Annotated in this window: 9 protein-coding genes; 6 read left to right on the top strand and 3 right to left on the bottom strand. The window is 61.5% G+C overall.

All coding sequences use genetic code 11. From position 1 onward, the window contains the following. Together LLH00_01540 and LLH00_01535 are read left to right on the top strand one after the other, a co-directional pair. A partial coding sequence (locus LLH00_01540) for a hypothetical protein (protein ID MCE5269949.1) occupies window positions 1–2,049 on the top strand: 2,049 nt, incomplete at its 5' end. A 274-nt stretch (window positions 2,050–2,323) separates the two neighbouring features. Beyond that, window positions 2,324–3,370, top strand: a complete 1,047-nt coding sequence (locus tag LLH00_01535) for a Gfo/Idh/MocA family oxidoreductase (protein MCE5269948.1) — start codon at window positions 2,324–2,326, stop codon at window positions 3,368–3,370. A 181-nt stretch (window positions 3,371–3,551) separates the two neighbouring features. Here LLH00_01535 and LLH00_01530 read toward each other — a convergent pair whose 3' ends face one another. The 3 genes from LLH00_01530 to LLH00_01520 form a co-directional block, all read right to left on the bottom strand. Beyond that, a complete protein-coding gene (locus LLH00_01530; protein ID MCE5269947.1) occupies window positions 3,552–4,337 on the bottom strand; it encodes a hypothetical protein in 786 nt (261 codons plus the stop codon). 279 nt (window positions 4,338–4,616) lie between these two features. Continuing rightward, entirely contained in the window at window positions 4,617–5,180 is a 564-nt protein-coding gene (locus tag LLH00_01525) for a hypothetical protein (protein ID MCE5269946.1), read from the bottom strand. Window positions 5,181–5,421: 241 nt separating this feature from the next. Then, window positions 5,422–7,296: a threonine--tRNA ligase gene (locus tag LLH00_01520; protein MCE5269945.1), complete on the bottom strand. Its 1,875-nt coding sequence runs from the start codon at window positions 7,294–7,296 to the stop codon at window positions 5,422–5,424. A gap of 224 nt (window positions 7,297–7,520) precedes the next feature. Between LLH00_01520 and LLH00_01515 the strand changes: the two genes are divergently transcribed. From LLH00_01515 to LLH00_01500, 4 genes are all read left to right on the top strand, one after another. After that, window positions 7,521–9,491, top strand: a complete 1,971-nt coding sequence (locus LLH00_01515) for a heparinase II/III family protein (protein MCE5269944.1) — start codon at window positions 7,521–7,523, stop codon at window positions 9,489–9,491. An 82-nt stretch (window positions 9,492–9,573) separates the two neighbouring features. Beyond that, window positions 9,574–9,999: a PilZ domain-containing protein gene (locus LLH00_01510; GenBank protein MCE5269943.1), complete on the top strand. Its 426-nt coding sequence runs from the start codon at window positions 9,574–9,576 to the stop codon at window positions 9,997–9,999. Next, window positions 9,996–10,667, top strand: a complete 672-nt coding sequence (locus tag LLH00_01505) for a cysteine hydrolase (protein ID MCE5269942.1) — start codon at window positions 9,996–9,998, stop codon at window positions 10,665–10,667. Before LLH00_01510 ends, LLH00_01505 begins: the two co-directional genes overlap by 4 nt. Before the next feature lie 333 nt (window positions 10,668–11,000). Next, window positions 11,001–11,267 (top strand): hypothetical protein, encoded by a 267-nt coding sequence (locus LLH00_01500; protein MCE5269941.1) that lies wholly within the window; start codon window positions 11,001–11,003, stop codon window positions 11,265–11,267. Window positions 11,268–11,623 lie beyond the last annotated feature (356 nt).

Here is an 11,623-nt window from a genome sequence, read left to right as displayed (position 1 = left end):
GTGCGCGCCACTGTGCTGGTCAAGGGCTCGCTGTTCGAGTACGAGAGCTACCGCCGCGGCGACCCCTGGGTCGACTACACCGCGCGCCTCCAGTTCCATGCCGGCAGCGGCCTGGTGCGGGTGTTTTTCAGCCTGGAGAACCACAATTTCACCCAGCCGGGCCAGGACCGCGACGGCGATCCGAGCCACTGGGTGCTGGGCCGTCCCGGCAGCCTGTTCCTGCGCGACATGTCCCTGCAGACTCGTCTGGCCTTTGACGGCCCCCAGGAACTGAGCGCCGGGGACGGCGAAACCGAGGTCCTCGACCGCATGACCGTGACCGACAACGGCGGCGTGTACCAGGAGTCCTCGGGCGGCGAACACTGGTTCAGCCGCAACCATGTGAATTTCCTGGGACGGATGCCGGTGACTTTCAAGGGTGCGAAATTTTTCCTCGATGGCGTTGACGCCTACAACCGCGACCGTCCCGAGGCCTGGCTCCAGGCCAATGACCGCCGGTTCGGCCTGGCGGTCACGGTGCGCGATTTCTGGCAGAATTTCCCCAAGTGCCTGTCCACCAAGGCGGATGGCACGGTGCGGGTGGGGCTGTGGCCCGATGAGTTCCCGGATGACCACGAGCTTCAGGGCGGCGAGATCAAGACCCACGAGATCGCGTTCTATTTCCACACCGGCCGCCAGGGCAGCAACGCCCGGGAGAACCGTATCGCCACCGTGATGGGCGCGTTCCAGCACCCGCTGGTGTTCCGCGCCCCGGCCGCGTTTTATCTTAACAGCGGCTGTTTCGACGACGTGGCCCTGTACGACCCGAAGCGCTTCGACACCTTCGAGCGCCTCAACCACGGCGCGATCATGAACGAGAGCGAGAACCTGATCCGCGACATCGAGACTATCGATGAGTACGGCTGGCGCAATTTCGGCGACACCTGGGCCAAGAACGAGATCGACCAGACCCGCGGCCCCAACGACGGACGGATCGCACTCAGCCACTACAACCAGGAGTACGACCACGGCTGGGGCATGATCCTGCAGAGCCTGCGCACCACGGGCCTGGACAGCGAGATCAGCCGCCGCTGGTGGGCCATGGCCGGGCCGGCCCTGCGCCACGAGAGCGACATCGACATGTACCATGTCAAGGGCAGCAGTCTGCGCGGCGGGGTGCATGACGGCGGCAAGTTCACCCACACCCAGCACGGGGTGGAGGCGGCCACGGCCTCGCATCGCGGCGGCCCCCGCCTGACCTGGTTCGGCAGCCTGCGCTGGCCCTGGGGCGAGGGTTCCAACCCCGAGAGCGGCCATTTCAACAACCGTGGCCAGATGTACTATTTTTACCTCACCGGCGAGCGCCGCGTGCTGGAAACGGCCCTGGAGATCGCTGACCTGGTGGAATGGAAAGTCAACACCGGGCATTTCGCCCAGATCGAGCTCCCCAACCGGGATGCGGGCCACAACCTGCAGGTGCTGACCGACGCTTACCTGTACACCTGGGAGGAGCGTTTCCGCGAGGCGGCCGAGAAAATCCTGGACAGCACGGCCCCGGAAAAGCAGTGGTATTGCAGCGAGGAAGGCCGCCGGTCCAACCCGGACAAGCGGGTGGACGGGTTCTGGACTGCGGCGATCTGTATCAACGCCGCGGCGCGGTTCACGGAGGTGATGGAACAGAAGACCGGCGCGCCCTACGAGAAGGGCCGCCGCTACGTGACCGGCTACGCCGACTTTGTCAGCCGCTACCTGGCCGCCGGGCCGAAAGTGGGCTTCCACGACTGGTGGTCACCTTCCAAGGGCGGCAGCGGACGCGGCTACGGCCCCTGGACCTACCGCATTACCGATGTCGTGATGTACGGCCATAAGTTCAGCCAGGACGACGGGCTGCGCCAGAGGTGCCTCCAGGCCGCGCGGGATGCCTTCGCCAGCGTGGACAGCCAGTACCGCGGCCAGAGCGGCTGGATCTATCTGGATTCCAAGGCCAACACCATGATTGTCAGCGGCGGACACGAGTACACTTTCTTTCTCCAGAACGGCGGCTGGAAAACAGCGGGACAGAAAAAATAGGGTGGTGAGAAGCGCGGCAGGGTATTATATTCCAACAGTTCTTTATGGATGCGACGATAGCCGCGCGCTGATTGCGTGAAGTTTCTATCACACTTGTTTTTCTGTCGGTTGCGTAGGGGCACGGCGCGCCGTGCCCCTACCTTTTTTACGTATGATTTTCCCCACAAATGCAGCACTGATTCAAGACTTACTATCACAGCACTGAAAGTCCGCGCGGCCTGGGTGTCCCGGCTGACGGATGATTTCAGTATCGTACGAAAGGAGCAGTTCGCAGATGAAAACAGCCCGTATCGGTATAGTCGGCAGCAAGTTCGCGGCGGATTTCCACGCCGATGCCTATTCGCGCAACCCCAAGGCCGAGATCGTGGCCGTGGCCGCCATCGACAACCTGGAGCCCTACGCCAAGAAATGGGGCATCAAGGAGACGATGACCGACTACAAGGAACTCTGTAAGCGCAAGGATATCGACATCATCGATGTCTGCGTGCCCAATTTCCTGCATCACCAGGTAGTGATGGAGGCGGCGGCCAACGGCAAGCACGTGTTCTGCGAAAAGCCCCTGGCCACCTCGGTCGAGGACGCCCGCGAGATGGTGGCGTTCTGCAAGAAACAGGGTGTGATCCTCACCTACGATGAGGACTGGTGCTTTGCCCCGGCCCTGCTCAAGGCGATGAACCTGATCAACCAGGGCGCGATAGGACGGATGCTCTGGGTCAAGGCCAAAGAGGTCCACAACGGCAGCCACAGCCCGTTCGCCCAGCAGAAAAAGTTCTGCGGCGGCGGGTCGCTCATGCACCTGGCGATCCACCCGATCGGGTTCGTGCGGTTCCTGTTCGGCGAGAAAGTGACCGAGGTCACCGGGTTCATCTCGGGCGGCGGCGAGCAGAATTTCTACCACAAGACCTACACCGGCGAGGACTGGGGCTCCTGCATGCTCAAGTTCGAGTCGGGCCGCTATGCGTTCTGCGAGGGCAACTATATCACCGTGGGCGGCATGGACGACAAGGTGGAGATCTACGGTGAGGAAGGCCGCCTGAACATCGACCTGACTTTCTCCAGCCCGATCCAGGCCTACAGCCGCCCGGGTTTCGACTACGCCATCGAGAAGACCGACACCACCCAGCACTGGACCTGGCCCGCGGTGGATGAGTTCGCCAACCTGGGCTACGTGGACCAGCTCAAGTATTTCGTGGATTGCGTGCTCGAGGGCAAGCAGCCGATGTTCGGCGTGACCGGCGAGGATGGGCTGGCGGCGGTGGAGATCGTGACCGCGGCCTACGAGAGCGCCGCCACCGGCAAGGTGATCAAGGGCTGCTGGTGAGTTCTGTCGTAATTGGTCTGTAAGCACAAGAGGCCGCTCCCGGAAGATGGGGGCGGCCTTCTTCATACAACTATTAAGTGGATATTGCTTAAGAGAGTAAGACATGGCTTATAATCAATGCATTGATATATTAGAATTTGATAAATGCCATTAGTTGTAAAATTGTAGATGTAATAGTAATTTAGGGATATGGCACCAGTGGCAGTGCCTTTTGTACTATTTCTGCAGCTCTTGTCGGATCAATGCCTTTGAAGTCTGTATCTACTCTTGCTCTCACTTTCGTAAATCCATAAATATAATCAGCCACAAGGCATCCGTATCCTTTGGCCACAGCTCTGACTTTTTTCCCGCTTTCTATACCGTGTCTTTGACCATAGTCATTATTGGCCATTTTTTTGAATTCTCTCATATCACTGATTGAATATCCTATATCAGATGCTAAATCATTCCAGCCTATTTTCCCGGCCCTTAGAAGCCATTCCATACCCCTATAGATATAAAAGTCTGCTTCAATGGGATTTAGTAAGGCCATATAAGCATCATCTAAAGCCCTTCTAAACAGTAGATTTTGGCAAATGAATATTAACCAGTCTGTTAATTCAGAAGAATCAAGTCCTTTTTCATTTTCTTTTAAAGGTTCTCGTAAGTCGAAATGAGTGCGTACTGTAATTTTATCTTCGCTAATATCTAAAAAGAAGAACCTCCCCATTGCTGAGGCTCTAAAGAGACCGAATCCGCTAATAAAGAGTGCACTTGTTATTCTGTTTGCCATAAAATGACTATCTGCCGATTGATCATTAATATCCATATTAAGATTATTGCCTGTCCTTACTAAGTAAACTCTAGTCCCGCCACAAGTTATCAGCCAATTTGCTCCGGTATCTTTTTCAGAATATTGTACGTCGAGGATCGGTGCAAAATATCCACGGTCGCTTTCTAATCTAAATACTGAAGAAACAACGTTCATTTTTTTAATCCCCCCAACAGTAAAATTGTAATTGATTTCGTGCTTAATTGATGTGGGCTGGGATTGTATAAGTCAAGTGTTTTATTCTCCTATGTTGAATTCTCCGAAGCTTGCTTCGGCCGTGTATAATTCCAGAAGCTGATACCTGCAGCTTGCTGCGAGGTAGTTCATTGTTTGTGTGGCTACAGGGGTTTTATCATAAACAAATCCCCTTTGTTTGGGCAATTGGAAAGGCTTGAAGATAGATTTTAGATTTAGAAATTAAGCGGACGGGACGTTTTACTGCCTTACCAGCCTCGCAATAAAGCTGGTCTGGGCGTTGGGCAGGAAACCAACGGCTTTTTCGGGTGGGGAGGAGAGAGTGAAATTGAGCACAAGCGTATCTGCCAGAAGGCTTGCCTGGCCCACGAACGGGCGGTCCTTCGAGCGGCCGGTGCGCAGCGTGGCGCTCACCCCGCCATCTCCGTCCAGCACCAGGTCGCCCCAGTAATCGAACCCGCCGCTTTTCATGAGCCCGCTGCCCGCCGTGTCAACGCTCGTGCCCTCGGTCTGGAGAGAGAACAACGCGCTGGCCTCGCCGGTGCGGGTCACGGTAAGGCCGCTCGACCAGGCGGCGATAACTGCGTCATAGCGGCCAACGCCAAAGGCCGGGACCGTGTAGGTGTTCAGCGGCAGGCCATCCACCCAGGCCTGAACGGAGTTCCAGCGGCCCTCGATCTGCGCGGCCGCGGTCACGGGCACAGCCTCGCCCGCCACGGGCGCGGCCGGGTTCTTGTCATCCGAGCAGCCCAGGGCCAGGGCTGCAATCAGGAGCGAAATGATCAGCGTTGTTTTCAGCCGCATGCTCGTTCCGGGCAGAGTTATCCCTCAACTGCGCCAAACGGCGCACATCCTATAAATCGACAGGCAGCGGGCCGGGATTTAGAAAAAGGTGTACGGGCCTTGTCCTGTAGGGGCGCACACGCGGGTGCGCCCGGGCGGCCACATGGGGCCGCCCCTACATTGATGATCCAATATTCCAACCAACACGAAGGGCCGTCCTGGCATCGGACGGCCCTTTCGCATCAAGACGCGACCTCACGCCTCAGCCCACGAACACCGGGCGCTTGGTCAGGTGGGTCGGGAAATTGACCGGCCGGAACGGCAGGCCAGCGGTCTTGTTCGCGATCTCGTCGCTCAACTGGGCCGCGGTCATTGCCACCTGGCTGCCGTCACGCAGACGCACGCTCAGGTTGTTCTCGGCCACCTCTTTCTCGCCGATCACCGCCACGTAGGGGACCCACTCGCGCTCGGCCTCGCGGATCTTGCGGCCCACAGTCAGGTCGCGGTCATCGAAATCCACGCGCCAGGGAAGCTCGGCCAGCACCTTGCGGCAGTGCTCGTTGAAATTCTCGCTCACCGGGAGAAGGCGCACCTGGGTCGGGGCGAGCCAGAGCGGCAACTGCGGCTTGTGGCCCTGTTTCATCCGGATGGCCTGGTTTTCCAGCATCGCGTACATCACCCGGTCGATGCTGCCCGAGACCGAGGCGTGCAGCAGCAGCGGGTGCTTGGCCTCGCCGCTCTCGTCGATGTACTTGATGTCGAAGCGCTCGCAGTTTTCCACATCGATCTGGATCGTGCTCAGGCAGCTCGCCTTGTCCTGGGCGTCCACGAAATTGAACTCCAGCTTGGTCACGAAATAGAAGAAACGCTCGTTCCACAGCTCGACCAGGGCCGGCTGCTCCACGATCTCGAGCAGCTTCTCGGCGAATGATTCGTTCTGGTCGCGGAAATCGCGCACGAAACGGATCGCCACCTCATATTCCAGCTCGAACGCGGCCATGCACTTTTTGCACAGGGCGATCTGGTTGGCGAACTCTTCCTTGGCCTGCTCCATGTCGCGCGCCAGGGTGTGCATGTCGGGCATGGTGAAAGTGCGCAGGCGCTTCAGGCCCGCCAGCTCGCCGGTCTGCTCGCGGCGGAAGCTGTAGTGGGTCAGTTCGTACAGACGGCTTGGCAGGTGACGGTAACTGAGCTGCATGTCGTGCTGGATCATGTACTGGCCGAAACAGGCGGCGAAACGCAGGAAATATTCCTTGTCCTCGGAGACCAGCACGTACTGGCGCGCCGGGAAACGCTGCAGGTAGCGGCTGAGCTTGGGGTGCTGGTAGTCGTACATGATCGGGGTCTCGACCCGCATGCCGCCGTAGGCCACCACCATGGAGGAGACCATCTCCTCGCAGAGCTGCTTGACCAGGTGTCCCTTGGGGTACCAGCGGAAATTGCCCGGGTCGGAGGCCGGCTCGTAGTCCACCAGCTCCAGGCGGCGCATCATCTCGATATGCGCGGGCGGCTGGTCGGAGACACGGTCCTTGGCGCTCTCGTAGCGGTAGAGCTTGGCCAGGTTCTTGCGTTTCTGGAAATTGTACTTGTCGGCCGGGGAGTAGCCCTTGCCAGTCTCGGCGATCAGCCACTCGCTCTTGAGGGCCGATTCGGCCTTGAGGGCCTGGTTTTCGACCCCGGCCTCGGCCGGCTTGGCCTCTTTCTCCGGGACGATAGTCTGGGCCAGCTCGCTCAAGGGGTGGCCCTTGGCCTTCACGTTGAACCCCTTGTACCAGCCGAACGGCGAGCGCTTGACCTCGAGGTCCTCTTCCTTGGACAACTTCTCGTAGATACTGTCCAGCACCTTGGTCGCCACGCGCGGGGTGCTCAGGTTGCTCGACAGGTGGGCGTAGGGGTAGACCATCACCGTGGGGGCCTTGACCCGGCGGGCGTGGTCGGCTGCGACTTTCGCCACCTGGCCGGCCACCGAGGCCACACCCTTGTCGTCGCCCTTTTCCGAGCAGCAGAACACAACCAGGCATTCGCCGAGGGTCGCCCCTTTCTGGTCTTCCTCCAGTTCGACTCCCTTGCCCACCGCGCTGGTGCGGTCGGTGACGAAATAGCTGAATTCATCGGCGTGTATCATCAGGATACGCATGGCTGTGTCTCGAAGGTCATTGGGTTGCGGGTTGCTTTCAGTCGGATGCGCTCGCGGCGCGGGATTATCCGTTCAAAATAACCAATCCCGCCCGATAAATCAATCCCGGACAAGCGGCTAAGGGCTGGAAGCGCATATTTTGACAGCGGCCGGACGCAAACATTTGTCCCGCGCGCTGCTCTTGAGTATATTTGAGCGCCGTATCCACCCGAGGGAGGGACAGTTTGAGAGCCGCACTCCTGCTGCGACGACTGCTGGCGATGAGCCCCGCCGAGTTCGCCCACCGTTCATGGCGACTGGCCGCGGACCGGCTGGGCTACGGACCGGCGCGCCGCGCCGCAGCCCGCGTGGAGGCAGACTGCCTGGACCCTCTCGAAAGCCTTTTTCCCTTGGACAATCAAGCGAACAGCCTTTGGCGCGAGGCCGGTCTCGACTCTCCGGTTCTGGCTGAGGCCGCGGCGGTGCTGCGGGGCGAGTGGGAGCTTTTCGGCCGGCGGCTGCTCCTGGGCGAGTTCCCAGCCTGGAACGTCGACCCCTCCGGCAGCCCGGAGGGACGAAAGGCGGCGCGCGTTGTAGCCCCCGGGCTTTCCGGCTCCTCCGGCGCCGATATCCGCGCTGTCTGGGAGCTGAACCGCTTGCAGGCCCTGGTCAGCCTGGGCCAGGCGTTCCGTCTGAGCGGCGACAGCCGCTACGCCGTGCGCGCGGCGGCGCTGATCGAAAACTGGTCCGAGGCCAATCCGTTCCTGCGCTCGGTCAACTGGTCCAACGCCCTGGAGGCGGCCCTGCGGGCGGTCTCGCTGCTCCAGGCCGCGGCCCTCTGCCACGACAGTGATCCTTTCCAAAACAATCGATTCCGTAAATCTCTGGCCGGGCTTCTTTACCTGCACGGGCATTACCTCCACACGCACCTGAGCCGCGGCTCCACCGCGCTCAACCACCTGGCGGTCGAGGCCGTGGCCCTGATCACGCTGGGGTTCTGCCTGGGCGAGCTGCCCGGCGCCCACGTCTGGCGGCGGGCCGGGGCGGAACGTCTGGAGCGCTGCCTGGCGGCTCTGGTCCTGGAGGACGGCGGCCCGCTGGAGGGCTCGCTGCATTATCTGGCTTTCAGCGCCACGGCGGCAGTAGTGGCCAAGCGCCTGGCCGGACCGCACGGGTTCGAGCTTTCCAGCCGGGGAAAAGAAAAGCTCGCCCTGGCCTACCGTTTCCTCTGCGCCGCCACCGACAGCGGTCGCGCGGTCAGCGAGTTCGGCGACAGCGACTCGGCGGCGGTGGCCGGCCCGCCCGCTGTCCCGGAACAGGACAGGTACACGCGGGCGCTGAACCTGCTCTGGCTCGGCCTGGAGAACGAACCGCTGCGGCACTCTTTCCGCCCGGACCCGGACTCGGCGCGGCTTTTCGGGGCACGGGCCTTTGTCGTCCCACCGGGGGCCGTGACTCAGCCCGGCCTTCTCCTGGAGCGGTTCGAGCGCAGCGGGCATTATGTGTTGCGCGCGCCCGGGTTTTTCCTGCGTTTCGAGTGCGGTCACTGGGGCGCGCCGCCCTGCCATGCCCATGCCCACGCTGACCGTCTCTCGTTCAGCCTTTTTATCGACGGCCTGCCGTTCCTGGTCGACCCCGGCACCGGGGCCTACCTGGACGATCCCGCATTGCGCGAATACCTGCGCTCCACAGCCGCCCACAACACCCTGAGCCTGGATGGGCGCTCCCAGGCCGCGCCGCGGGCCTGTTTTTTCCAGCCGGAGACAGTGCGCTCGGAGCTGATCGAGGCGAAGGCCTGCGAGAGCCGTCAGGCCGTGCTGGCCGGCCGGACCGCGGCCCTGCCGGGACGGGAGCCGCCGCTGCACACCCGCAGGCTGACCCTTGACCTGACCGGACGCCGGCTGGTGGTGGAGGACAGCTTGACCGGCCTGGGGCCGGGCTCGCGAAGCGTGGAGATAAATTTCGTTTTCCAGCCCGGCTGCCGGGTGAGCGCACCGCAGGAGGAGAAAGGCGCCCTGCGCGCGGAGAACGGGGCGCACTGCCTCACGATCCAGCCCGATCCGCGCTGCACGGTCTCTCTTCACCGTGGTGAGAGCGCCCCGCTGCGGGGCTGGTTCAGCCGCACGTTCGGCCAGAGCGAGCCGTGTGTCCAGGCGGTCCTGTGCGCCCCGGCGCAGGGTGAGGCGCATTTTGTCAGCGTGCTGCGCTGGGAGTGAGACGTTCTGCAGCCGGTTGACTGGAGCGTTTCACCCTCGTATTTTGAGTAAGGCGGGCGGAGCGGCCTGCCGGGAGACAAAAATGGAAAGTCAGGAAGCGCGCCTGTTCCAGCGTCATCCGCGTGAGTACAGGGTCGAGTACTCGGTGCTGTCCGGGGTGGGGGAGCTGTTGGTTGTGCCGGCCCGCACCCTGGATTTCAGCGAGAGCGGGGCGCGTATCCAGACCGGGTGCGAGCTGAAAAAGGGCGACAGCCTGTCCGTGAGGTTCGAGGTGCCGGACCTGCACTCGTTCGAGAGCGTTCCCGGACAGGGGCCCGCCTACCGCCGCACGGTGATGATGTGTTTCGGCGAGGTGCGCTGGGTGAGCCGTCCCGAGGGGGATAAACTTTTTTCGGCCGGGATACTGTTCCGGCATCTGTCGCTGATCGAACGCACCTACCTCAAGCGCATGCTGGCCGATGAGATGTCCGGATCGACAGGCCCGGACGAGGGAGAAAAAGCCGGATGACAGAAGCCGCCGCCGGGCCGCCGCGCCAGACATACCTCACCGCTGAAACCCTGGACTCAGTCACCGCACGGCACCTGGAGCTGATCGCCCCCTACAACCGCCGCGCCCCCCGTTTTATCCCGGAGCAGGCCGCCCTGATCGTGGTGGATATGCAGCGCTTTTTCCTGGAGAGTGGTTTCCCGCTCTACACCCCCAACGGCGCGGTGATCCTGCCGCGGGTGGCGCGCCTGGCCGGGTCTTTCCGTTCCGCCGGCCGTCCCGTGATTTTCGCCGCCCAGCAGAACAAGGGGCAGTTTGTCGACCGGGGCGAGTGCCTGCGCGCCTGGTGGCCCACCCTGCCGCAGGAGGGCAGCCCGGAGGTGGAGGTCAGCTCCGCGCTCGAGGTGAGTCCCACTGAGAAAGTGATCCCCAAGCGGCGCTACAGCTCGTTTCACGCCACTGATCTTGAATTGACCCTGCGCTCGCTGAGAGTGACCCAGGTCGTGGTCTGCGGCCTGTTCACCAACGTCTGCGTGGAGGCCACGGTGCGGGATGCGTTCATGTGCGATTTTTTGCCTTTCCTGCCCGCTGACTGCACTGCCGCCCTGAACGAGGAACTGCACCTGGGCTCTCTTCGCACCCAGGCCCACTGGTTCGCCCGGGTCCTGCGCTCCGCCGACCTGCTCTGAAACATGCCAGACAGCAATCGACTCGGTAAATAGAGAATGTACAGTACATAGAGACCGGAAGCGTTTTTATGTAGGGGCGGACCCATGTGTCCGCCCGGTCGCACACGTGGGTGCGACCCTTCATGGACTCAGAAACACCGGCTCTGCGGACCCTTCCCTTGCGCGGCCCACAACGGCCGGGTTGCGACGGCCTGACGGCTGAAGATGGGTGCAGAATAATATCACCGCCCTGCCCCGCTTGCGAAAAACTAAAGCCCGCGCCCCAATGTCTCGATAATCAAAGTACAAGGACCATCCGGACACGGGCGTTCAAATTCTATGCACGGGGTGACAATGGGCTGTGCCTGTTGCGCAATCGATTACAACAAGCTGGAGCGGGAGATAGACGCCGGGCGGGTGGCCGACCTGGAGCGCGCCCTGGCCGGGCTGGCCGGAGAGGGCCTGTTCGTGGTGGGCGACAAAGTGATCTACTGCCCGGAATGCCAGGCCGCCATCGCCCGGTTGCAGGAGCGCGTAGCCGCGCGCCTGCGCCGTCAGACCCTGGACGGCCTCAAGGGGCTGCTCGACCGGGCCTATGATTCCCGCCTGCGGAACATCTGACTGGATTTGCCGGGCTATTGGTTTCAGCGCCGGCCCCCCAAGCGAAACCCCATCCCGCGGCCTCGATGGCTGCAGGATGGGGTTTTGTTTTCATATCTCTTTCGAGTGGCGGCTTTGTGTCAGCCCAAAAAATCTTGTCGTCCTTTCGATTTTGCCCAGCAATGTCCGGTTAGGGAGTTGCAGTGAGAAGACGAAAGACTCTGTTCTGCTTTGGATTCGGCCAAAGCAGCAAAGCCAGCGGGGGCCGCAAACTCGTCCAGACCACGCCTCCGCTTCGATCTTAAGTGTTTACGGAGTGTTGATGCCGCTCGCGCGTTGCAGCGGCGGCGCTGCCGCGAATCGCCGCCGCGCTGTGC

Source organism: bacterium, assembly GCA_021372515.1.
Taxonomy (GTDB): Bacteria; Gemmatimonadota; Glassbacteria; order GWA2-58-10; family GWA2-58-10; genus JAJFUG01.
This window is presented reverse-complemented; position numbering and strand designations above follow the sequence as displayed.